This window comes from Erwinia sp. JUb26 (genome assembly GCF_003751505.1).
GTDB lineage: Bacteria > Pseudomonadota > Gammaproteobacteria > Enterobacterales > Enterobacteriaceae > Erwinia.
This window is the reverse complement of the sequence record NZ_RJVB01000005.1, coordinates 422,587-446,646: the sequence shown is the minus strand read 5'-3', so window position 1 is coordinate 446,646 and position 24,060 is coordinate 422,587. Positions and strand designations below refer to the sequence as shown.

Below are 24,060 nucleotides of genomic sequence, written 5' to 3'. Positions count from 1 at the left end.
TCAGAGAACTTCCTGAACCTCTAACACGCTGGCCTGTAAGCCGTTGTTCCGTGTCAGTGGAGGCGCAGTATAGGGATTTTCTGACGGCTGACAAGTTTTTATTGCAAATAAATTACCAAACGTCTTATTTTTAACCAAGTGAATAAAAAGAATACAACAAGCGTTCAATAATCCCCCAGATATAACCAGAAAACAGCAGGTGCCCATCACAGAATTGATAAATGAGATGCTATTCTTGCTGCACCGCAGGCAGATTTCTGCTGGCCTCCGAAAATAAAAAGGACGACCAATGATAAAATCCGCGCGCAGTATGGCCGGACTTCCGTGGATCGCCGCCATGGCGTTCTTTATGCAGGCGCTTGATGCCACTATTCTCAACACCGCTCTGCCCGCTATCGCCCATAGCCTGAACCGTTCACCGCTGGCGATGCAGTCAGCCGTTATCAGCTACACCTTAACCGTTGCCATGCTGATCCCCGTCAGCGGCTGGCTGGCCGATCGCTTCGGCACACGTAAAGTGTTTATCGTTGCCGTTTTCCTCTTCTCTTTTGGTTCCCTGGCCTGTGCGCTATCGAACTCGCTGGGCATGCTGGTGATCTCTCGCGTGATACAGGGCGTCGGCGGCGCGATGATGATGCCCGTTGCGCGACTTGCCCTGCTGCGAGCCTATCCGCGCAGCGAGCTGTTGCCGGTGCTCAACTTTGTCACCATGCCCGGCCTGATTGGTCCGGTACTTGGCCCTCTGCTGGGCGGGGTACTGGTGACATGGGCGACCTGGCACTGGATATTTCTCATCAATATCCCGATTGGGATCCTCGGTATTTTCTATGCGCGAAAATACATGCCGGATTTCACCACGCCGAAACGACGGTTCGACCTGCTGGGCTTCCTGCTATTCGGGCTTGGGCTGGTTGGGATATCGAGCGGTATCGAGCTGTTTGGTGAACGAGTAGTCTCCAGCCTTATCGCGCTGAGCGTGCTGGTCGGGGGAATTCTCCTTCTTCTTCTATATATAGTGCATGCCCGTCGCCACCCTTCGCCGCTGCTGCCGCTACCGATGTTTAAAACCCGCACCTTCTCCGTCGGCATTATTGGCAACATCGCCTCCCGACTGGGCACTGGCTGTATTCCGTTTCTGATGCCGCTGATGTTACAGGTGGGCTTCGGCTATACCGCACTGATTGCCGGATGCATGATGGCCCCGACGGCGCTGGGATCGATTCTGGCCAAATCGCTGGTGACTAGAGTGCTGCGCTGGTTTGGCTACCGCAAAACATTGGTCGGTATTAGCGTGATTATTGGCGTGCTGATCGCGTCATTTTCCCTGCAGTCAGAAAGCTGGGGCGTACTGGCGATGTTAATCCCGCTGTTCATTCTAGGGATGGCGATGTCCACCCAGTTTACGGCGATGAACACCATCACCCTCGCTGATTTAACCGATGCCAATGCCAGCAGCGGCAACAGCATGCTGGCGGTAACGCAACAGCTGGCGATTGGGTTTGGTGTCGCTGTCAGCGCGGCGGTACTGCGCTTTTATGAAAACTTCGATGGCACGACTTTCCAGCACTTCCACGCCACCTTCCTGACCATGGGGGTCATTACGGTGATTTCCGCGCTGGTGTTCCTGCTGTTGAAACCCGGGGACGGCCGCAACCTGATTAGCGACCGAGATAAAAAGAAGAAAGCTTAGCGTTCACCCACCGACGCGCGCGCAATTAACTCCGGGGTCAATACCAGCAGCTGCTGGCTGGCTCCGGGGCTGCTTAGCCGATGTAACAGCGTATCGATCGCCAGTTCACCCAACTCATCTTTCGGTTGATGGATGGTACTCAGTGGCGGGGTCATATAGCGCGCCAGTTCAATATCATCGTATCCCATCACCGCCATATCCTGTGGAATGGTCATCCCGGCCTGGTAAAGCGCCTGATAAACGCCAACGGCCATGGCATCATTACTGGTAAACACCGCCTGTGGTCGCGGTTCCAGCGTTAACAGCTGCTGCATGGCATTGAAGCCACCTTCAAACTCAAAATCACCGTCAACAAGATACCCGGGCAGGATCGGCAGTTCCGCCGTGGCCATCGCGCGCTGATAGCCTTCAAGGCGCAGGCGAGCCGGCGTCTTATCCTGAGGACCGGCAATACAGGCAATACGGGTATAGCCACGGGAAATCAGATGCTGAGTGGCCATTTCGCCGCCCAGCAACGAGTTATCCTGAATGATGTCGCTGCCGCCTTCAAACGGTGCCCAGTCCATCATCACCGAAGGTATAGAAGGATAGCGACCAAGGATCTCAGCAGAAGGCAGATGGCTTTCGGTACACATGATCAGCAGACCATCAACACGCTTTTGCAGCAGCGTTTCCAGGCTCCGATCCATGCGGTCCTTATCCCCCTCGGTATTACACAGAATCAGGCTGTATCCGCGCTCGTAACAGCTACGTTCAACGCCTCGTACCACTTCCGCGTAGAACGGGTTACTACTGGCGGTCAGCAACATGCCGATGGTGCGGGTCTGATTCAGTTTCAGACTGCGGGCCAGCGCCGACGGCGCATAGTTCAGCTCGCGGATTGCCGAAGTCACCTTCTCTCGAATCACTTCACTGACGAAGCGATTGTTATTAATGACGTGGGAGACGGTAGAGGTTGAGACGCCCGCAAGCCGGGCGACATCTTTCATAGTGGCCACGTTTACTCCTGCGATAGCAAGAAGCTGTCGATCTCTTCACGCCAGGGTACGGAAGGCTGCGCGCCATGACGCGTCACGGCAATCGCCGCGGCGGCATGGGCAAAGCGCACCGACTCGGGCATCGGCTTTTTCTCCAGCAGTGCGGTTATCAGCGCACCGTTAAAGGTATCTCCGGCTGCAATGGTATCCACCGCCTCAACGCGGAATCCCGGAATACGCTGGCCGTTGCCCTGCTCGCTCAGCCATACGCCGCGGCTACCGAGGGTGATCAGTACCGAATCAATCCCTTTGGCATGCAGTACGGCGGCAGCCTTCGCGGCATCCTCATCGGTCTTTACGGCCACGCCGGTCAGGATCTGCGCTTCGGTTTCGTTAGGGGTAATCATATCCACCAGCGACAGCAGTTCATCGGAAAGCGCCGTTGCCGGGGCCGGGTTCAATATCACCCGGGTCTGATTCTGGTGGGCAATACGCGCGGCGGCCAGCACGCTGTCCAGCGGGGACTCAAGCTGCATTAACAGCGCATCGGCATCGGCAATCACCTGCTGATGCTGGGCCACGCGCTCGGGCGTCAGTGCCGCATTCGCACCGGCATAAATCCCTATAGTGTTTTCACCTTCGCCGTTCACAAAAATCAATGCCACGCCGGTAGACTCACCCTCAACGGCAGCGACCGGAGCGACATCAATACGGTCGGCCGACAACTGTTTGCGAATGCGATCGCCAATATCGTCCTGGCCCACGCAGGCAATAAAGGCGATATCCGCGCCGCTACGTCCGGCAGCAACGGCCTGGTTTGCCCCTTTCCCACCAAACGCGACCTGATACTGCTTTCCGATCACCGTTTCACCCGGGCGAGGAAAATGCGCCAGGTTAAGAATGTGATCTGCATTGATGCTGCCAAGGACAGCCAGTTTGCCGGTATTTTTCATATGGGGAATCGTCCAGATAAGTGCGCCACCCGAAGGTGGCGCGTGCCATGCTTTTCTTTGATTTATTTGGTGACCAGTTTCAGGTCTACCGGATTTACCGCGTCGACTTTCTGCCCTTTCAGCACTTTATCAGCCGTCTCGACGCCGATAGAACCAATCTGCTCCGGCAACTGAGCCACGGTCGCGGCCAGTTTGCCGCCTTCAACAGCCTTCACCCCATCAGGCGTGCCGTCGAAGCCCACAACCACCACACCAGATTTACCGGCAGTTTGCAATGCGCGTAATGCACCCAGCGCCATTTCATCATTCTGGGCAAACACCGCCTGCACATCAGGATGCGCGGTCAGCAGGTTCTGCATCACGTTCAGGCCCTTGGTGCGATCGAAGTCGGCCGGCTGGCTGGCGAGGATATTGAATTTATGCGCATCGGCAGCCTGTTTGAAGCCTTCACCACGCTCACGCGCGGCGGACGTACCGGCAATCCCCTGCAGTTCGATAATTTTTGCGCCGTCACCCAGCTTCTGAGCGATGAACTCACCGGCCTGCTTACCACCAGCACGGTTGTCAGAGGCGATATGGCTAACCACCTTGCCCTGCGTGGCGACGCGGTCAAGCGTGATCACCGGGATGTTGGCCTGGTTAGCCATTTTCACCGCGTTGCCTACCGCATCAGAATCGGTTGGGTTAATTAGCATAACCTTGGTGCCGCGAACGGTCAGGTCCTGCACGTTCGCCAGCTCTTTCGCCGGGTTGTTCTGTGAATCCAGCACCACCAGGTTATAACCCAGCTTATCGGCTTCTTTCTGTGCCCCATCTTTCAGCGAGACAAAGAAGGGATTGTTCAGCGTGGATACCACCAGCGCGATAGTGTCTTTTGCCAGCGCATTGGTGCTCAGGGTCGCGCCTAACAGTAAAGCCAGTGCAGTCAATTTTTTCATGTTTTTAATCCTGTAGGGTAATCAGTTATTTACTGCTTTTGTTGTCTACCAGCACCGCCAGTAAAATCACTACAGCTTTGACGATCATTTGGTAGTAAGAAGAAACACCGAGCAGGTTCAGCCCGTTGTTAAGGAAACCGAGGATCAGCGCACCGATCAGGGTTCCCATAATTCGACCTTTGCCCCCGGCAAGGCTGGTGCCGCCGAGCACAACAGCCGCAATCGCATCCAGCTCATAGCCGGTTCCCGCCGTTGGCTGCGCGGAAGAAAGGCGCGCCACTTCAATGGTGCCGGCCAGCGCGGCCAGCATACCGCACAGCGCATAAACGGTGATTTTTACCCGATTCACGCTGATGCCTGAAAGGCGAGTCGCCGATTCGTTACCGCCCAGCGCATAGATATAGCGACCCAGGCGAGTGTGATGCAGCATGTACCAGGCGGCGAAGAAGACAATCGCCATCAGCCATACCGGCGTTGGGATCCCCAGCGGGCGACCAATACCGAACCAGCCAAACAGGTCCGCATTGTCGCTGAAACCGGTATTCACCGGGCTGCCGTTGGTGTACACCATGGTCACCCCGCGCAGCAGCAGCATCATCACCAGCGTGGCAATAAAGGCCTGAACCTTACCTTTCGCGACAATCGTACCGGTAATACCGCCGATTAAGGCGCCCAGTGCCAGCGAGGCGACGACCGCCACCAGCGCATTGACTTCCAGTCCGACGATCGATGCCGCCACGGCACCGGTCAGCGCCAGCAGCGAACCGACGGAGAGATCGATGCCCGAGGTCAGAATAACCAGCGTCATCCCCACGGCCATAATGGCGTTAACCGAGGTCTGTTGCAGAATATTGAACAGATTAGCCACGGTGAAGAAGTTCGGGCTCATGCTGGAGACAATGGCGATCAGTACCACCAGCGCAATCAGCGATTTCTGTTCAAGCAGCCACGCCTTACTGATCAGGCGGCGTGAAGGGATTGTTTGCGTACTCATAGTTATGCCAGCTCCGCGCTGTATTGTTTGCCTACCGCCGCCGCCATCAGAATTTCCTGCGAGGCTTGTTCAATCGGGAAGTCACCGCTCAGGCGCCCTTCGTGCATCACCAGCACGCGGTCGCTCATGCCCAGCACTTCCGGCATTTCAGAAGAGACCAGGATGATGCTCAGCCCCTCTTCTTTAAACTGGTTAATCAGCTGATAAATCTCTTTCTTCGCGCCAACGTCCACGCCGCGCGTTGGTTCATCAAGGATCAGCACTTTAGGCCGGGTCATCAGGCCGCGTGCGATAGCCACTTTCTGCTGATTCCCGCCGGAAAGCAGGCCGATCGGCTGGTTCATTGAGGGGGTTTTAACGTTAAATAGCTTGATAAAGTCGCCGACGGCCAGTTGCTCTTCAGCGTGCTTCAGGCGACCGCCGGTATGGCTGAAATACTTAAGGGCGGTCAGCGACATGTTCTCTTTTACCGACATCCCTAACACCAGACCATCGCGCTTGCGGTCCTCAGAGATATAGACGATGCCGTTGAGCAGCCCTTCTTCTGGCGAACGCGACACAACGGTTTTGCCATCCAGCGTCACCGTACCGGCTGAACGCGGCAGTGCGCCGTACAGCACCTTCATTAATTCAGTACGCCCCGCCCCCATCAGGCCTGCCACGCCGAGGATCTCCCCTTTGCGCAGGGTAAAGCTGACAGCATCAACGCCCGACCCGCTGAGGTTTTCCACCTTCAGACGAATATCACCCGGCGCTTTATCCAGCCGCGGATACTGCTCTTCCAGCTTGCGGCCCACCATCATTTCGATCAGCGACTCTTCGCTCAGCGTATTCACCTCACGCTCGGCAATAAACTGACCGTCGCGGAAAATGGTCACGTCATCGCACACTTCGAAAATCTCTTTCATGCGGTGGGAGATGTACACAATGCCGCAGCCCTGCGCCTTCAGCTCGTTGATCACGCGGAACAGCGAGGCGGTTTCGGTATCGGTCAGGGCATCCGTTGGCTCATCCATGACGATGACTTTGGATTCATAGCTCAGCACTTTGGCAATCTCAACCATCTGCTGGTCGCCGATCGACAGGTCGCCCACCAGTTTGTGGCTGCTGAAGCGCAGATTCAGACGTTTCAGTAACGCATCCGCCTTCTCGTGCATCGCCTTCCACTGAATGCGGCCAAAGCGGTTCACGAACTCGCGACCGAGGAAAATATTCTCCGCAATGCTCAACTGCGGGATCAGGTTAAGTTCCTGATGGATAATGCCTATCCCGGCTTCCTGCGATGCCTTCGGCCCGTTGAACGTCGTTTCTTTACCCAACCATTCAAAGCTACCGGCGTCGCGAGCGTAGATCCCGGTCAGGACTTTCATCATGGTGGATTTACCGGCACCGTTTTCCCCCACCAGCGCCATGACGCGCCCCGGGTAAACGGCAAGTGCGGCCCCCGACAGCGCTTTCACGCCGGGGAAGGATTTCTCAATGCCTTTCAGCTGCAGTAAAGGTTGCATAACGGCCTCAGAAGGTCACGCCAGCGTTAAGGATGATATTCGCATACGGGGAGCACTCCCCGCTGCGAATAACAGCCTTACTACGTTGTGTTTGTTGTTTGAACTGTTCGTGACTGATATAGCTGATACTGATGGTGTTTCCCTGGTGTTGTTGCAAGGATTCAAGCAGGGCGATCAGTTCGCTATGGAGCTGCGGGTTATGCTGCAAAATCTCTTCCGCAAGGATGGCACTCTCAACCTGCATTTCTTCAGTCACCGTTTTGGTTACCTGCAAAAAACTGGGAATACCGTGAGTCAGCGCGAGATCGATACGCTGCGGGCCGTGCGGAACAGGCAGGCCGGCATCGCCGATGGTCAGGCTATCAGTATGTCCCAAACGGGAAACCACGGACGAAATATCAGAATTCAGTAAGGTGCCTTTTTTCATCTTTCACTCCAGAGCGAAACGTTTCGCTGATTGCAGTTTAAGCAACGGCCAGGGGAAAACAATCGTCAGATCGTGAAAATGTGATCGCCATCGAAACGTTTCGCTGTCGTTGCAAAGGGATGAAATTGTCGCGCGCGGGAGGCTACCGGAGAGGGGTGTGGAAGTTGTTGAAATCTGGAGCGGCAAACAGGGGCAGCGCGAGATAATCTTCCAGCGAACGGCGGTATCCGCTTGATGCTGGAAGAGGAGTTTATCGCTCGCGCTGCCTCAAACCGGGCCTTACTGGCCGAGTTTTTTGATCTGCTTCACATCCAGTTCCAGGGAGTTGAAGTCTTTATCCAGCTTGCCCTGAAGTTCTACAGTGTCTTTCGGACCAACGGTCTGGCCCTGCCAGCGCTTATGGTCAATCTCTACCGTCATCGTGCCGGTAGCATCGCGAAACAGATAGTCTTCATCACCGATGCGTTTCTCGATATTGCCGCGCATCGTTACCCAGGCATCGTCGCTCATATCCTGTGCCTGCTTCACGGTGGCTACCGTGCCATTCGGGCCGTTAAATCCTCCGTGATGTACCACCGATGTCGGCGCGTTCGGGTCAACAAAGCCACCTCCCTGTACGGCCAGAACCGGGGTAGAAACCAGGGCGGTAATCGCCAGTAATGCAGCTGTTTTCTTCATATTCATCTTTATCACCTTTCTTCCTGAACGGAGGCAGTTTTCCACTGCCGGATAGACTCTGAGGGTGATTAAAACAAACGCTTCTTAACAGGATCTTAAGGAACGCCGGCTGATGAGTTTATTTCTGTTTACTGTGTAAATTCTGGCAATTTCGCCGATTGTCCCTGTACAGGCGGCATCCTCATTTCGTATAAAACCGCTAACAGCAAAGGATAAGCCGATGAGAATTTTACTGATTGAAGACGACCGCCTGATTGGCGACGGGATAAAAGCCGGGCTGGGCAAGCTGGGGTTTAGCGTTGACTGGTTTACCGAGGGCAATGACGGTTTGCTGGCCCTCGGCGCGGCCCCCTATGACGCCGTCGTCCTGGACCTCAGCCTGCCGGGGATCGACGGCATGGCGATCCTGCGCCAGTGGCGCCAGCAGGGCCGCGATGAGCCGGTGCTGATCCTGACCGCCCGCGATGCCCTTGAGCAGCGGGTCGAAGGCCTGCAGCAGGGCGCAGACGACTATCTGTGCAAGCCTTTTGCGCTCGCTGAAGTAGCGGCACGGTTGCAGGCGCTGATCCGCCGACGTCACGGCCAGCTGCAGCCCACCCTGCAGCACGGCGCGGTGATTATGGAACCGGCTTCCCACAGCGTTACCCTGGACGGTAAACCGCTGGAGCTGAAAGCGCGCGAGCTGGCGCTGCTGGAGCTGTTTCTGCTCAATCCTGGCCGGGTGTTGACCCGTGCCCGGCTGGAAGAGAAGCTCTACGGCTGGAATGAAGACGTCTCAAGCAATGCGGTAGAGGTGCATATCCACCACCTGCGCAGAAAGCTGGGCAGTGAATTTATCCGAACCGTTCACGGCGTGGGCTACACGCTGGGGGCGCTATGAAAAACAGAAGCCTGCGGCTGCGGCTGACGATCGGTTTTCTGCTGCTGAGCATTCTGTGCTGGGGAGCGGCCGCAGTAGGCGGCTGGTGGCAAACGCGGCACAACATCAATCAGCTGTTCGATACCCAGCAGATGCTGTTTGCCAAACGGCTGGCGGCAATCAATCCCGAACGACTCAGCGCCGATCCCCTCACCCTGCCGAAAACCAAAAAGCTGCTGCATCATCACCGTGGCGATCAGGAAGATGACGCGCTGGCCTTCGCCATCTTCAACCGCGAAGGAAGAATGCTGCTCAACGATGGCGATAACGGCAAAGATTTCGTGTTTCATTATCATCGCGACGGGTTCACCGACGGCCGGTTGAAAGATGATGACGATATGTGGCGGGTACTGTGGCTGACCACGGCGGACGGCCGCTATATCGTCGCGGTGGGTCAGGAGTGGGAATACCGCGATGATATGACCCGCGATCTGGTGCGGGCCAGCCTCACCCCGTGGCTGCTGGCGCTGCCGGTGATGCTGCTGCTGATGCTGTGGCTGGTCAGCCACGAACTGAAACCGCTTAAGCACATCGCGCGACAGCTGCGCCAGCGAGCGGCGGATGACGCCGCGCCGCTGGTGGCAGAACGCGTCCCACAGGAAGTCCGGCCACTGCTGGACGAGCTTAATCAGCTGTTTGCCCGCATAGGTGCCATGCTGCTGCGCGAACGGCGCTTCACCTCCGATGCCGCCCATGAACTGCGCAGCCCGCTGGCGGCGCTGAAGGTGCAGGCCGAAGTGGCACAGCTGGCTCACGACGACACCGCGGCGCTCGGCCACGCGCTGGGTAATCTGGATGTCGGCATCGATCGCGCCACCCGGCTGGTGGATCAGCTACTGACGCTCTCAAGGCTCGATAACGGCCAGGATCTGCAAAAGCAGCCGCTGGAAATGCAGTCCCTGCTGCAGCAGGCGGTGGTCGATCATTACGAACGTGCGCGGGAAAAAGGGATAGAACTCAGCCTTGACGCCCCGGAACACCCGCTCAGACGGCAGGCAAACCCGCTGCTGCTGGCCCTGATGGTGCGAAATCTGCTGGATAATGCCATCCGCTATGCGCCAGAAGGCAGCCAAGTGGCGCTGACGCTAACGGAAAACAGCCTGACGGTGAGTGACAACGGCCCGGGTATCCCGGCGGATCTGCTGCCGCGCATCGGGGAACGCTTTTATCGCCCTCCCGGCCAGCAGCAGTCCGGCAGCGGTCTGGGATTATCGATCGTTCATCATATTGCCCGGCTGCACGGCATGGGGGTAACGCTGAAGAATCGGGATGAGGGTGGATTATGCGTTACGGTGTGGCTGTAGGGCGCGGCCATATTCAGACCGCGCCCGGTCATCAGATTTCGACCTGGGTCCCCAGCTCAATCACCCGGTTAGGCGGGATTTCAAACTGATCGGGCGCGCGTAGGGCGTTCTTTTGCAGCATCAGGAACAGCTTACCGCGCAGGCGCAGATACCACGGTCGTTTACCGATAATCAGCGACTCGTGGGACATAAAGAACGAGGTTTCCATCATCCGGCAGCTCAGCCCTTCCAGGCCACAGCGGTGGAAGATCTCCTCGACGTTAGGCGTTTCACGCCAGCCGTAGCTGGCCACCACGCGCCAGAAAGTTGGGGAAAGCTGCTCAATGGTCACGCGTTTCACATTATGCACGTACGGTGCGTCTTCGGTCCGCAGCGTCAGCAGCACCACCCGCTCATGCAACACCTTGTTATGTTTGAGATTATGCAGCATGGCAAAAGGGATCACGTTCAGCGCGCGTGACATATAGACCGCGGTTCCCGGCACCCTGACCGGCGGCGATTTCTCCAGCGAGGCGATCATCGCCTCCAGCGAGTTGCCGTGCTCATGCATACGGCGCAGCAGTCTGAAGCGTTCGCTTTTCCAGGTAGTCATAATCACAAACATCACCAGCGCCAGCGCCAGCGGCAGCCAGCCACCGGAGAAGACCTTCACCAGGTTGGCGGAGAACAGGGAAATATCAATACACAGCATCGCCACGAGGATCAGCAGTGCCAGATAGCGATTCCAGTGCCAGTTTTTGATCGCCACCGTTGTACACAAAATCGCGGTCAGCACCATGGTTCCGGTCACCGCAATACCGTAGGCCGCGGCGAGGTTGCTGGAGTGCTTAAAGCCGATAATTACGATCACCACGGCAACAAACAGCAGCCAGTTGATCACCGGAATATAGATCTGGCCGGATTCCTGCTCTGAGGTGTAAACAATACGCATCGGCGGCAAATAGCCCAGACGAACAGCCTGGCGCGTCAGCGAGAACACGCCGGAAATGACCGCCTGAGAGGCGATAACCGTGGCCAGGGTCGCCAGCAGCAGCAGCGGGATCAGCGCCCAGTCAGGTGCCAGCAGGAAAAATGGGTTTTTGATGGCTTCAGGATGGGCCAAAAGCAGCGCGCCCTGGCCGAAATAGTTCAGCACCAGCGACGGCAGAACCACGATAAACCACGCCAGTCGGATAGGGAATTTGCCAAAGTGGCCCATATCCGCATACAGCGCTTCCACCCCGGTAATTGCCAGTACCACGGCCCCCAGCGCAAAGAACGATACGGTTTTATATTCAATAAAGAAGTGAACCGCCCAGTAGGGGTTCATCGCCTGCAGCACGTCCGGGTTATTGAGGATGCTGCGCGCACCCAGAACGGCCAGCACCACGAACCACACCAGCATGACCGGCGCAAACAGCTTACCGACGATGCCGGTCCCGTGCTTTTGAATGATAAACAGCAGGGTCAGCACCGCGATGGCCATTGGAACGATGTAGCTGTCGAGCGACGGCGCGGCAATCTCGAGCCCCTCTATCGCCGACAGCACGGATACCGCCGGAGTGATGACGACTTCGCCATAGAAGAAGCTGCCGCCAATCAGGCCCATAATCAGCAGGATCGCAGTAGCACGCCCGCCGGTATTACGCCCGGCCAGCGACATCAGCGTCAGAATACCGCCCTCACCGGCGTTATCCGCGCGCATCACGTAGGTGATGTACTTGAGGGATACCGTCAGGATCAACAGCCAGAAAATCAGGGAGAGGAAGCCGAATACCGCATCGCGCTCTACGCCAAAGCCGAACTGTCCCGACAGACATTCGCGCAGGGTATACAGTGGGCTGGTACCGATATCACCGTAGACCACGCCGATTGCGGCAAGGGTAACGGCACCAAGGGACTGCTTTTTGTCAGAGCTCATAGGTTAATCTTTTGTTGCAGCAGGCCAGCGCGGGATTGCGCACAGTTTACCTGGCTATCAAAAAGCGCACAGTATGCATGATTCATCATGAATGCCTATTGTTTATTGACGGGATATCACCCAATCGGAACTAACTTCAATGGCCAGTGTCACCCTTTGATAATAAAAAAGCTGACTGCTATCAACTCTTTCAAGCATCATAGTCAGTAGTGTTTGCGCTCGCCAGCCACGATGCTGGCCTGACCGTAGAAAAAGGATGGATGTTTGATTATGGCCCAGTCTCACTTACTGGCGGAGCGTATTTCCCGCCTGAGCAATGCATTAGAGAAAGGACTTTACGAACGCCATCACGCGATTCGACTCTGTCTTCTTGCCGCCTTGTGCGGGGAAAGCGTTTTTTTACTCGGGCCACCGGGCATCGCTAAAAGCCTGATCGCCCGTCGCCTGAAGTTTGCCTTCCAGCACTCGCGCGCCTTTGAATATCTGATGACCCGCTTCTCAACGCCGGAGGAGGTGTTTGGCCCGCTGTCCATTCAGGCACTCAAAGATGAAGGGCGCTATCAGCGTCTGACCAAAGGCTATCTGCCCGATGCGGAAATCGTCTTCCTTGATGAGATCTGGAAAGCCGGCCCGGCGATCCTCAATACCCTGCTGACCGCTATCAACGAACGCCGTTTTCGCAACGGCGACAACGAAGAAAAAATCCCGATGCGGCTGCTGGTGACCGCCTCTAACGAACTGCCGGAAGCGGACAGCGGGCTGGAAGCGCTGTATGACCGCATGCTGATCCGCCTGTGGCTGGATAACGTCCACGAGAAGCAGAATTTCCGCAGCCTGCTGACCCACCAGCAGGATGAAAATCAGAATCCGGTAGCGGAATCGCTGTGCATCAGCGACGAGGAGTATCTGGCCTGGCAGCAGGGCATTACTAAAGTGAACCTGCCGGATGATGTGTTCGAACTGATTTTCCAGCTGCGTCAGCTGTTAGAGAACCAGCCTGAAGCGCCGTATATCTCCGACCGACGCTGGAAAAAAGCCATTCACCTGCTGCAGGCCAGCGCCTTTTACAGCGGGCGTAATTCGATTGCACCGATCGACCTGATCCTGCTGAAAGACTGCCTGTGGCACGACGTGAATTCGATGAAGCTGCTGGATCGCGAAATCGATAATCTGCTAACCCAGCACGCGTGGCAGCAGCAGCCAATTCTGCTGAAGCTGCAGCAGGTTAATGCCCGCCGTCTGGCGCTTCAGCAGCAGCAGAGCGTGGAGCAGGCCATTCGCCTGGAGAAGCACGGCGGCATGTTCAGCCGCAAACCCCACTTCGAGCTGCCCGCATCAATGTCCGCCGATGAGCTGACCCTGATGCTACAGAAGCCGCTGACGCTGCATGATATGCAGGTCACGCACGTTACCCTGGCCCGCGAGGCGCTGCATCACTGGCTGCAAAAGGGCGGAGAGGTGCGCGGCAAACTGAACGGCATCGGCTTTGCGCAGATGCTGGACCTGCACGTGGACGCTCAGGAGTGCCTGACGCTGCGTGATATCAGTCTGCAAAGCACGCGGCTGATGCTGCCCGGTAAACTTCAGCAGGCGCTGCCGGAAGAGATTGTGCAGGCACTTGATGAGCTGGATACCCAGCTTCGCGCCCAGCGTACGCTGTTCAGCCAGCACCATCGCTGCCTGTTTATCAGCGATGACTGGCTGGCCCGCGTTGAGGACAGTCTGCAGCAGGTAGCCGAACAGCTGAAGCAGGCGCGTCAGTGATCTCACTCGATACGCTGAGTATGTTACTAACCATCAGCGAAAACGAGCTGATCGAAGAAGTGGCCATCGCCATGCTGGCCTCGCCAAAGCTGGCCGCCTTTTTTAAAAAATTCCCGGGGCTGAAAAATGCTCTGACTCGCGATCTGCCCAACTGGAAAGCCGGGGTGCTACAACAGCTGAAATCCACCCCGGTTCCCGATGATGTGGCCGAAGAGTTCAGCCGCTTTCAGCATTTCCAGTCGCTGAATTCGCACGAATTCAGCGCGCAGCTGCCCGAACTGCTCACGTGGCTGGATGCCAGTCACTCTCCATTTGCCGAAAAAGCCCGTCACCTGGTGGAACATACGGAGGCAGGTCACCTGAGTGCGGCACAGCAGACGCTGTTTTTACAGCGCTGGCGGCTGAGCCTGACCCTGCAAACCCTGTCGCTGAACCAGCAGCTGCTGGACCAGGAGCGCGACAAGCTGCTGGCCGAGCTACAGCACCGGCTGGCGATGAGCGGCCAGCTGGCCCCGGTGCTGGCCAGCGATGATGAAGCGGCGGCGGGCAGACTGTGGGATCTCACCCGCAGCTCGCTGCAGCGTGAGGATTATCAGTTGATCGTGCAGTACGGCGATTTCCTGGCGGGGCAGCCCGAGCTGATGAAGCTGGCTGAACAGCTCGGCCGCAGCCGTGAAGCCAAAGCCGTGCAGGCGGAAGACGCGCCGCTGGAAGCGTTCCACCAGCTGGTACGCGAGCCGGAAAGCGTGCCGGAGGAGGTCAACGGGCTGCATCAGAGCGATGATATCCTGCGCCTGCTGCCGCCGGAGCTGGCCACCCTCGGCATCAGCGAACTGGAATTCGAATTTTACCGTCGGCTGGTGGAAAAACGGCTGCTGACCTATCGGCTGCAGGGAGAAAGCTGGCACGAAAAAATCACCGAACGGCCCGTGGTCCATCAGCATCATGACGAACAGCCGCGCGGGCCGTTTATCGTCTGCGTTGATACCTCCGGATCGATGGGCGGTTTTAACGAACGCTGCGCTAAAGCCTTCTGCCTGGCGCTGCTGAAGGTCGCGCTGGCGGACAACCGCCGCTGTTACATCATGCTTTTTGCGCACGAGGTCGTCGGCTATGAGCTGACCGCCGGAGACGGCATCAGCCAGGCGATCCGTTTCCTCAGCCAGCGCTTTCGCGGCGGCACCGATCTCGCCGCCTGCCTGGATGAAGTGCTGAAAAAACTCAGCAGCAGCCCGTGGCAGGATGCCGATGCGGTTATCCTCTCGGATTTCATCGCCCAGCGCCTGCCGGAAGAGCTGGTTAAACGCGTTCGCGATCACCAGAATCGCCAGCAGCAGCGCTTCCATGCCGTTGCCATGTCCGATCATGGAAAACCGGCCATCATGCGCATCTTTAACCATATCTGGCGCTTCGACACCGGACTGAAAAGCCGCCTGCTGCGCCGCTGGCAACGCTAATCCCCCTCCCCTTCGCCCTTTGCGCAAAATGCGGCAAACCTTATTTGCTATAGTCATATCTCGGCTTTAGCCAACAGGCAGATGGGAGCATCACGTGACAGCACAACAACAACATCAGAGCGGGCTTCCCGCCCCTACCCGCACGCTTCTTCTTAACGGCGGCGATCCCGAACAAAAACGGCAGCAGCTGCTCGCCTACTTTCGCCAGACCTGGGAACTCTACGAGCGCCTGTTTGACTGCCTGGCGGACGAGCGGGCGTATTACAACAAAGCGATCCCGCTACGCCATCCGCTGATCTTCTATTTTGGCCATACCGCCACCTTCTACATTAATAAACTGATGGCGGGCAGGCTGATTGACGCCCGAATTGATGACCGGATCGAAGCCATGATGGCGATCGGCGTTGATGAAATGAGCTGGGACGATCTGGATAACAGCCACTACAGCTGGCCGTCGGTTAGCGAACTGCGAGACTATCGTGGCAAGGTGCGCGCGCACGTCGAACAGTTTATTGCAGAAATGCCGCTGTCGTTGCCCATCGGCTGGGACAGCCCGGCGTGGGTGATCCTGATGGGGATTGAACACGAACGCATCCACCTGGAGACCTCCAGCGTGCTGATGCGCCAGCTGCCGATCGGATGGGTTAATCCGCAGCCCCACTGGCCGGCCTGCACCGAAGCCCGCCACGATCGTCTTACGGTGCCGGAAAATGCACTGATCGCCGTCGCCGGTGGCCATGTTACCCAGGGAAAAACCGACCCGACCTACGGCTGGGATAACGAATACGGCACGCACGTGAGCGAAGTGAAGCCGTTTCGCGCCAGTAAAATGCTGGTCAGCAACGCCGAGTTTTTCACGTTTGTGGCGGCGGGTGGCTATCAGCAATCCCGCTGGTGGGATGAAGAAGGCCAGGGCTGGCGCGATTTTTCCAAAGCCACCATGCCAACCTTTTGGGTCGGCAGCGCCGAACGGCCGGATACCCTGCGGCTGCGGCTAATGACGGAAGAAGTGCCGATGCCGTGGGACTGGCCCGCCGAAGTGAATCAGCTCGAGGCCGCGGCCTTCTGCCGCTGGAAGGCAGAAGAGACCGGCAAATCCATCCAGCTCCCGGCAGAGAGCGAATGGATGCTGCTGCGCGAGCAGGTCGCGGGCGATCAGCCCGACTGGGAATCAACGCCGGGTAATATCAATCTGGCTTACTGGGCTTCATCCTGCCCGGTCGATCGTTTCAGCCAGGGGGAGTTCTTCGACCTGATTGGCAACGTGTGGCAGTGGACCACCACGCCCATTAACGGTTTTGAAGGCTTTCGCGTGCACCCGCTGTACGACGACTTCTCCACGCCCACCTTTGACGGTAAACATGCGCTGATCAAGGGCGGCAGCTGGATCTCCACCGGCAACGAGGCGCTGAAATCTGCTCGCTATGCGTTCCGCCGCCACTTCTTCCAGCATGCCGGATTCCGCTATGTCGTCTCCAGCCATCAGGAAACCATGGCGCAAAACCCGTACGAAACCGACACCATGGTATCGCAGTATCTCGATTTCCAGTACGGCCCGGAGTATTTCGGCGTAGCCAACTATGCACATGCGCTGGTGGAAATCGCCTGCGGACTGACGGATAAACGGCAGCGCGCGCTGGATCTCGGCTGCGCCACCGGCCGTGCCAGCTTTGAACTGGCGCGTCACTTCGAGCAGGTGGTGGGCATGGACTATTCGGCGCGCTTTATCGATGTCGCGCTGCAGCTGACCGGCGGTGAAGACTTCCGCTATGTCACCCAGGAAGAGGGCGATCTGGTGGAGTATCGTCAGGTCAGATTGAAAGATTTTGGTCTGGACAGCCATCAGGCCAGCCGCATTCAGTTCGTGCAGGGCGATGCCTGCAACCTGAAGCCGCAGCCTGAACACTACGATCTGGTGCTGGCCTCCAATCTGATCGACCGTTTACGTCAGCCCAAACGCTTCCTGCAGGATATCAGCGGCATGATCCGCAGCGGCGGCGTACTGGTGCTCTCCTCCCCTTATACCTGGCTGGAAGAATATACGCCGAAGGAAAACTGGCTCGGTGGGATACGCGAAAACGGCGAAGCGTTGACCACTTACCAGGCGTTGCAGCGGCTGCTGGCGGCGGATTTTGAAGAGATCGCCCCCGCGCAGGATATCCCGTTTGTCATTCGCGAAACGGCGCGTAAATATCAGCATACGCTGGCACAGCTGACCCTGTGGCGTAAGCGCTGATATCTCTAATCCCGCAGGCACGCCGGTGCCTGCGGTTCACGTCAATCGATTTGCCATCGTCTTCACTATCCCGCACAGTAGCGCTATTCCGATCGCCGGTAATTAATCATGGAGCCGCTATGGCCGAAAATATGCAGCCCGATAATCTCGATCGCGGCATTCTGATTGCCCTGATGGACAACGCCCGTACCGCCTACGCCGAGCTGGCAAAGCAGTTTAACGTCAGCCCCGGCACCATCCACGTGCGCGTAGAAAAGATGAAGCAGGCGGGGATCATTAAAGGTACGCGGGTTGAAATCGATCCGAAGCAGCTGGGTTACGACGTCTGCTGCTTTATTGGCATCATTCTAAAAAGTGCCAGAGACTACCCGGCAGCCGTAGCCAAACTTGAACAGCTGGACGAGGTAGTGGAAGCCTGGTACACCACAGGGCATTACAGTATTTTTATCAAGGTGATGTGCCGTTCTATTGATGCATTACAGTTGGTATTGATCAACAAGATCCAGACCATAGACGAAATCCAGTCCACCGAAACACTAATCTCGCTGCAGAACCCGATCATGAGGGCGATCAAGCCCTGATCGGGGAGTTATCCCCTCTCCCGAACGATTTCCGGACGATCCTGTGAATCATTTTATGCACAGATGTTTTCCTTAGTGCTTAATACTGTATCGACGTAATACCCCCACTTACCCACAGGTAGATCCCAACCTGATCACAGAGTACAATGCCCCCCTTTGTGACTCAGGGATCCCATCATGGCCGACATTACCTTAATCAGTGGCAGCACCTTAGGCAGCGCAGAATACGTTGCCGATCATCTGGCTGAAAAGCTGAACGAGGCAGGTTATACCACCGAGACGCTGTACGGTCCGGAACTGGATGAAGTACAGCCTGAAGGGATCTGGCTGGTGGTGAGCTCAACTCACGGTGCCGGTGAACTGCCTGAAAATATCCAGCCGTTCTTTGACGCTATAAAGGAACAGCAGCCGGATCTGAGCAATCTGCGCTACGGCGCGGTGGGCATTGGCAACCGTGAATACGACCTGTTCTGTGGTGCCATCGATCAGTTTGAGACGCTGCTGAGCTCGCTGGGTGCGAAACGCATTGGCGACTGCCTGAAAATCGACGTTCTCGAACATGAAATTCCTGAGGATCCTGCCGGTGTTTGGGTGGAAACCTGGAAGGATTCGATCTGAATAACACCTCGATCGGGCTGAGATCGCCTCGTTGATCCGCCCGATCGTCACGTTTCAGCCCCTGAGTTTTGTAAATTATGTGCTTTTTCGCCTGATTTTCCAGCATTCGTCTGTGGATAACTAAGCTTAAAACACGGTAATAACCGGTTGTTATCCAAAGAACAACTTGATACCTTGCCTGGGCCTGTGAATAACTAGTGATTTAGATCCCAGCTTATACGGATCGGGATCACCGATCATTCACAGCTAATGATCCTTCTTAATCGGTTGATCCTTATCAGCAAAAAGCGCTTATCCACAGAAACGGTCGATCCTAATAGAAGATCTAATAAAGAGATCTTTAAATAAAAAAGATCTTCTTTTTAATACGTGAAGATCCCGCCGCTTTCCCCGTCGTCTAAAGTTGAGTAGAATTCACACCCCAGACAACAGTCCCTTAATCGCACAAACCGCGAGGTGCAGTACCATGTTTTATCCAGATCCCTTTGACGTCATCATCATCGGTGGTGGTCATGCGGGAACCGAAGCTGCAATGGCGGCTGCCCGTATGGGTCAACAAACCCTGTTATTAACCCACAACATCGATACGCTCGGGCAAATGTCCTGCAATCCGGCGATCGGGGGTATCGGGAAAGGACATCTGGTTAAAGAAGTGGATGCACTGGGTGGGCTGATGGCCCATGCTATTGACCAGGCCGGCATCCAGTTTAGGATACTAAACGCAAGCAAAGGGCCTGCCGTCAGGGCAACCCGCGCTCAGGCGGATCGCGTGCTGTATCGTCAGGCGGTTCGCACCGCGCTGGAGAACCAGCCGAACCTGATGATCTTCCAGCAGGCGGTTGAGGATCTGATTGTCGAAAACGATCGCGTCGTCGGTGCCGTGACGCAGATGGGCCTGAAGTTCCGCGCGAAAGCCGTGGTGCTGACCGTTGGGACGTTCCTCGATGGCAAGATCCATATCGGACTGGATAACTACAGCGGTGGCCGTGCAGGCGATCCGCCATCCATTCCACTAGCGCGCCGCCTCCGTGAACTGCCGCTGCGCGTTAACCGCCTGAAAACCGGTACGCCTCCGCGTATTGATGCCCGCACAATTGATTTTTCAGTGCTGGCAACCCAGCACGGCGATACCCCGCTGCCGGTCTTCTCGTTCATGGGCAATGTGGCTCAGCATCCACAGCAGGTGCCGTGCTACATCACCTACACCAATGAGAAAACCCACGATGTGATCCGTAATAACCTCGATCGCAGCCCGATGTATGCCGGGATCATCGAAGGGATCGGACCTCGCTACTGCCCGTCGATCGAAGACAAAGTCATGCGCTTTGCCGATCGTAACGCGCATCAGATCTTCCTGGAACCGGAAGGCCTGACCAGCAATGAAGTTTACCCTAACGGCATCTCCACCAGCCTGCCGTTCGATGTGCAGATGCAGATCGTCCGTTCCATGCAGGGAATGGAAAACGCCAAAATCGTGCGCCCTGGCTACGCCATTGAGTACGATTTCTTCGACCCGCGCGATCTGAAACCGTCGCTGGAAAGTAAATATATTCAGGGGTTGTTCTTTGCCGGACAGATCAACGGCACCACCGGCTATGAAGAAGCCGCCGCCCAGGGACTGCTGGCCGGGCTGAATGCCGGTCGTTTCTCTGCGGATAAAGAGAGCTGGGCGCCACGCCGCGATCAGGCTTATCTTGGCGTGCTGGTTGACGATCTCTGCACCCTGGGCACGAAAGAGCCGTACCGCATGTTTACCTCACGCGCGGAATACCGCCTGATGCTGCGTGAAGACAACGCCGATCTGCGCCTGACCGCTGCCGGTCGCGAACTGGGGCTGGTCGATGACGCCCGCTGGGCGCGCTTCAATGAAAAACTGGAGCGCATCGAACTGGAACGCCAGCGCCTGCGTGATATCTGGGTTCACCCGAAATCCGCGACCGTTGATGAGGTCAATACGGTCCTCAGCGCACCGCTGACCAAAGAAGCCAGCGGTGAAGATTTGCTGCGTCGCCCGGAAATGACCTATCAGCAGCTGATGACGCTGAGCACTTTCGCACCGGCGCTGAGCGATGAGCAGGCCGCCGAGCAGGTTGAAATTCAGGTTAAGTACGAAGGCTACATTGCGCGTCAGCAGGAAGAGATCGACAGACAGCAGCGTAACGAAAATACCCTGCTGCCTTTGGAACTGGATTATCGTCAGGTCAGCGGTCTGTCTAACGAGGTGATCGCCAAACTCAACGATCACAAACCAGGATCGATCGGCCAGGCTTCGCGTATTTCCGGCGTTACGCCTGCGGCGATCTCCATTCTGCTTATCTACCTTAAAAAGCAGGGACTGCTGCGCAAAAGCGCGTAAGAACCGGGCCTGGGGCTGATTAGAATTCGCCCCAGGCCGGCATTTCTGCTGTCGTCATTATTCATTTTCTGGACCATCGCCTGTGATTAACAAACTTTCCGCCCTGCTTAAGAGCGCCAGCATTTCCCTGACCGATCTGCAAAAACAGCAGCTAGTTGGCTACGTGGACATGCTGCACAAATGGAATAAGGCCTATAACCTGACCTCCGTCCGCGATCCTGAACAGATGCTGGTGCGCCATATACTCGACAGTATCGTAGTGGAACCTCATCTGGAAGGTGAGCGCTTTATCGATGTGGGAACCGGCCCCGGGCTTCCCGGCGTGCCGCTGGCCATTGTGCGCCCGCAGGCACACTTCACGCTGCTGGACAGCCTGGGTAAGCGCGTGCGTTTCCTGCGACAGGTCCAGCATGAGCTAAAACTAGAGAACATTACTCCGGTACAAAGCCGCGTTGAAGATTTTCCTGCTGATCCGCCGTTTGATGGCGTGATTAGTCGCGCATTTGCGTCGCTGAACGATATGGTCAGCTGGTGTCACCACCTGCCGGGTTCAGAGGGGCGTTTTTACGCGCTGAAAGGCCAGCTTCCTCAGGATGAGATCGCTGCTCTGCCGGCGGGCTTCGTTGTTGAAAAGGTCGCCTCTCTCGCCGTTCCTGAGCTGGAGGGTGAACGCCATCTGGTGGTCATTTCGGCAAAAAACTGATTTTTTAAGTGAAAAAAAACTGCCTGTATCAATGCTGGCGGTTTTTTTTTCGCCATTTTTACGCTGTCAGGTGGCGATAATTCAGGGTATCATCGGCCAATACCCATTGAATTTGTATGATTTTTTCGTGCATTTAAGGCGATCTACGCGCTGCCGCTTTTCAACCGGTCATCATTTTTTCATTTTTTTCAGACCAATCAGCCTGGACGGAGCTGTTGCCATAGGGTTAAATCAGAACGCGGAAACGCATTGACAACTTCGTTTACATTTAACGTCCCATTCACAATTTATTATCACAACGATCACCTTGTCCGTGGCATTTTAGAGACAGAATAGTCACGCGAGAAAATATATCTTCTTAATAAATTCTCGTAAGTAATGGCTTTCAAGTTGTTAAATATTTGCTGGCGATGTCAATAAGCGGATTTAATCAGGATAATGGTCTGTTTTGCTAACAGACTAAATATAAGATACTGATAATTAAATGTTTGTTTGGGTTGTTGTAATAATTATTAGCATCGATCTTGTTTCTCTACTCGAAATGATATTACTAATTTGTGATCTTCCGCACGCTTTGTGAGCAAATTAGCCTCTTTATTTCAGAAAAATGGACCAGTCGGGCGGAAGTCATTTGTTTCGGAAAATAGGCCGCTGGAAAGAATTTTAAATAATTGTTCACCTTTTCTCTACTTATCCATTGAAATCACAGGTGCGCCCCGTATAATTTGCACGTTTTTTGCTGCTTGACTCAAAAGAGTAAAGGCAGTTTTATACGACACGCGACATAGCCCGAGCGGGGCAGGAGAGTTTCAGCGTCATGTCAGTGTCCCTTTACAGAGTGAAATTTGCCCGAACCGTGCTGATGTTACAGCTGGTGACATTCGTCTTAATCGGTGCGCTGTTTGCCCTTAAAGATTTGACCTGGGGCGTGTCCGCTCTGTTAGGTGGACTGGCAGCCTGGCTGCCAAACATGTTGTTTATGATTTTTGCCTGGCGCCACCAGGCGGGACATGAAGTAACAGGTCGGCTTGCCTGGACGTTCGTCTTCGGCGAGGCGCTGAAAGTGGTCGTTACTATTCTCATGCTAATCGTGGCGCTGGGTGTGTTTAAGGCGGTGTTTACGCCGCTGGGACTGGCCTGGTTATCGGTGCTGATTGTGCAAATCGTCGCGCCGGCTGTAATCAACAACAAAGGGTAAGGGCATCATGGCTGCAGGAGAAATCTCTACGCCGCAAGAATACATAGGCCACCATCTGAATAACCTTCAGCTGGACCTGCGTACCTTCGAGCTAGTGAATCCGCACGACGCTCCGGCGACGTTCTGGTTATTAAATATCGACTCCATGTTTTTCTCTGTGGTGCTGGGACTGGTGTTCCTGGTGCTGTTTCGCAAAGTCGCGAAGTCAGCAACCAGTGGCGTACCGGGCAAGTTACAGGCCGCTGTCGAGTTAGTTGTTGGCTTCGTTGACGACAACGTACGCGATATGTACCACGGCAAAAGCAAACTTATCGCTCCGCTGGCCCTGACGATTTTCGTCTGGGTATTCCTGATGAACTTCATGGATCTGCTGCCAATCGATCTGTTGCCATACATTGGTGAACATGTCTTTGGGCTGCCAGCATTGCGTGTGGTGCCTTCCGCAGACGTGAACGTTACGCTGTCGATGGCGCTTGGCGTATTTATTTTGATTCTGTTCTACAGCATCAAGATGAAAGGCATTGGCGGCTTTACTAAAGAGCTGACTTTGCAACCCTTCAACCACCCCGTATTTATTCCGATCAACCTGATTCTGGAAGGTGTGAGCCTGCTGTCCAAGCCTGTTTCTCTGGGTCTGCGACTGTTCGGAAACATGTACGCGGGTGAATTGATTTTTATCCTGATTGCCGGCCTGCTGCCGTGGTGGTCACAGTGGGTTCTGAATGTGCCTTGGGCCATTTTCCACATCCTGATCATTTCGCTGCAAGCTTTCATTTTCATGGTCTTAACGATTGTCTATCTGTCGATGGCATCTGAAGAACACTGATTTTTTTCTCAACACTACTGCGTTTTAACTGAA

20 protein-coding genes are annotated in these 24,060 nt (G+C 55.7%); 12 read left to right on the top strand and 8 right to left on the bottom strand.

Translation table 11 applies throughout. The annotated features are described in order from the left end of the window. Nucleotides 1-289 precede the first annotated feature (289 nt). On the top strand, nt 290-1,690 hold the full coding sequence (mdtD, locus tag EC836_RS15595) for a multidrug transporter subunit MdtD (protein ID WP_123334687.1): 1,401 nt from the start codon (nt 290-292) through the stop codon (nt 1,688-1,690). On the opposite strand, the gene rbsR is transcribed toward mdtD, so the two are convergent. The 7 genes from rbsR to EC836_RS15560 form a co-directional block, all read right to left on the bottom strand. Then, a complete protein-coding gene (gene rbsR / locus EC836_RS15590) occupies nt 1,687-2,688 on the bottom strand; it encodes a ribose operon transcriptional repressor RbsR (protein ID WP_233599343.1) in 1,002 nt (333 codons plus the stop codon). The two genes, mdtD and rbsR, sit on opposite strands and share 4 nt — an antisense overlap. A gap of 2 nt (nt 2,689-2,690) precedes the next feature. Continuing rightward, on the bottom strand, nt 2,691-3,620 hold the full coding sequence (rbsK, locus tag EC836_RS15585) for a ribokinase (RefSeq protein WP_123334685.1): 930 nt from the start codon (nt 3,618-3,620) through the stop codon (nt 2,691-2,693). Nucleotides 3,621-3,682: 62 nt separating this feature from the next. Beyond that, on the bottom strand, nt 3,683-4,558 hold the full coding sequence (gene rbsB, locus EC836_RS15580; protein WP_123334683.1) for a ribose ABC transporter substrate-binding protein RbsB: 876 nt from the start codon (nt 4,556-4,558) through the stop codon (nt 3,683-3,685). 25 nt (nt 4,559-4,583) lie between these two features. Next, nucleotides 4,584-5,552 (bottom strand): ribose ABC transporter permease, encoded by a 969-nt coding sequence (gene rbsC, locus EC836_RS15575; RefSeq protein ID WP_123334681.1) that lies wholly within the window; start codon nt 5,550-5,552, stop codon nt 4,584-4,586. Between the two features lie 2 nt (nt 5,553-5,554). After that, nucleotides 5,555-7,060: a ribose ABC transporter ATP-binding protein RbsA gene (rbsA, locus tag EC836_RS15570; protein ID WP_123334679.1), complete on the bottom strand. Its 1,506-nt coding sequence runs from the start codon at nt 7,058-7,060 to the stop codon at nt 5,555-5,557. A gap of 7 nt (nt 7,061-7,067) precedes the next feature. Further along, the gene (gene rbsD / locus EC836_RS15565; protein WP_105595272.1) at nt 7,068-7,487 is read right to left on the bottom strand and encodes a D-ribose pyranase; all 420 of its coding nucleotides are present in this window, start codon (nt 7,485-7,487) and stop codon (nt 7,068-7,070) included. Nucleotides 7,488-7,766: 279 nt separating this feature from the next. Continuing rightward, a complete protein-coding gene (locus EC836_RS15560) occupies nt 7,767-8,165 on the bottom strand; it encodes a YgiW/YdeI family stress tolerance OB fold protein (protein WP_123334724.1) in 399 nt (132 codons plus the stop codon). 220 nt (nt 8,166-8,385) lie between these two features. Here EC836_RS15560 and qseB point away from each other — a divergent pair, with 220 nt between their 5' ends. Then, nucleotides 8,386-9,045 (top strand): quorum sensing response regulator transcription factor QseB, encoded by a 660-nt coding sequence (gene qseB / locus EC836_RS15555; protein WP_123334677.1) that lies wholly within the window; start codon nt 8,386-8,388, stop codon nt 9,043-9,045. Next, a complete protein-coding gene (qseC, locus tag EC836_RS15550; protein ID WP_123334675.1) occupies nt 9,042-10,388 on the top strand; it encodes a quorum sensing histidine kinase QseC in 1,347 nt (448 codons plus the stop codon). The genes qseB and qseC overlap by 4 nt, the downstream gene beginning before the upstream one ends. A 31-nt stretch (nt 10,389-10,419) precedes the next feature. Here qseC and kup read toward each other — a convergent pair whose 3' ends face one another. Beyond that, complete coding sequence (gene kup, locus EC836_RS15545) at nt 10,420-12,288, bottom strand: low affinity potassium transporter Kup (protein ID WP_123334673.1); 1,869 nt, start codon at nt 12,286-12,288, stop codon at nt 10,420-10,422. A 270-nt stretch (nt 12,289-12,558) separates the two neighbouring features. Between kup and ravA the strand changes: the two genes are divergently transcribed. The 9 genes from ravA (at nt 12,559) to atpB (ending at nt 24,027) form a co-directional block, all read left to right on the top strand. Beyond that, the gene (gene ravA / locus EC836_RS15540) at nt 12,559-14,052 is read left to right on the top strand and encodes an ATPase RavA (RefSeq protein ID WP_123334671.1); all 1,494 of its coding nucleotides are present in this window, start codon (nt 12,559-12,561) and stop codon (nt 14,050-14,052) included. Further along, nucleotides 14,049-15,509 (top strand): ATPase RavA stimulator ViaA, encoded by a 1,461-nt coding sequence (viaA, locus tag EC836_RS15535; protein WP_123334668.1) that lies wholly within the window; start codon nt 14,049-14,051, stop codon nt 15,507-15,509. The genes ravA and viaA overlap by 4 nt, the downstream gene beginning before the upstream one ends. Before the next feature lie 94 nt (nt 15,510-15,603). Continuing rightward, entirely contained in the window at nt 15,604-17,745 is a 2,142-nt protein-coding gene (ovoA, locus tag EC836_RS15530) for a 5-histidylcysteine sulfoxide synthase (RefSeq protein WP_123334666.1), read from the top strand. A gap of 119 nt (nt 17,746-17,864) precedes the next feature. Next, nucleotides 17,865-18,326 carry a transcriptional regulator AsnC gene (gene asnC / locus EC836_RS15525; RefSeq protein ID WP_123334664.1) on the top strand — a complete coding sequence of 154 codons (462 nt, stop codon included), beginning with the start codon at nt 17,865-17,867 and terminating at the stop codon, nt 18,324-18,326. A 177-nt stretch (nt 18,327-18,503) separates the two neighbouring features. Next, nucleotides 18,504-18,944 carry an FMN-binding protein MioC gene (gene mioC / locus EC836_RS15520; RefSeq protein ID WP_123334662.1) on the top strand — a complete coding sequence of 147 codons (441 nt, stop codon included), beginning with the start codon at nt 18,504-18,506 and terminating at the stop codon, nt 18,942-18,944. Between the two features lie 466 nt (nt 18,945-19,410). Next, a complete protein-coding gene (gene mnmG / locus EC836_RS15515) occupies nt 19,411-21,300 on the top strand; it encodes a tRNA uridine-5-carboxymethylaminomethyl(34) synthesis enzyme MnmG (protein ID WP_123334660.1) in 1,890 nt (629 codons plus the stop codon). An 82-nt stretch (nt 21,301-21,382) separates the two neighbouring features. Next, complete coding sequence (gene rsmG, locus EC836_RS15510) at nt 21,383-22,003, top strand: 16S rRNA (guanine(527)-N(7))-methyltransferase RsmG (protein WP_123334658.1); 621 nt, start codon at nt 21,383-21,385, stop codon at nt 22,001-22,003. Nucleotides 22,004-22,820: 817 nt separating this feature from the next. Next, nucleotides 22,821-23,201 carry a F0F1 ATP synthase subunit I gene (gene atpI, locus EC836_RS15505; protein WP_123334656.1) on the top strand — a complete coding sequence of 127 codons (381 nt, stop codon included), beginning with the start codon at nt 22,821-22,823 and terminating at the stop codon, nt 23,199-23,201. Between the two features lie 7 nt (nt 23,202-23,208). Beyond that, the gene (gene atpB / locus EC836_RS15500; RefSeq protein WP_123334654.1) at nt 23,209-24,027 is read left to right on the top strand and encodes a F0F1 ATP synthase subunit A; all 819 of its coding nucleotides are present in this window, start codon (nt 23,209-23,211) and stop codon (nt 24,025-24,027) included. Nucleotides 24,028-24,060 lie beyond the last annotated feature (33 nt).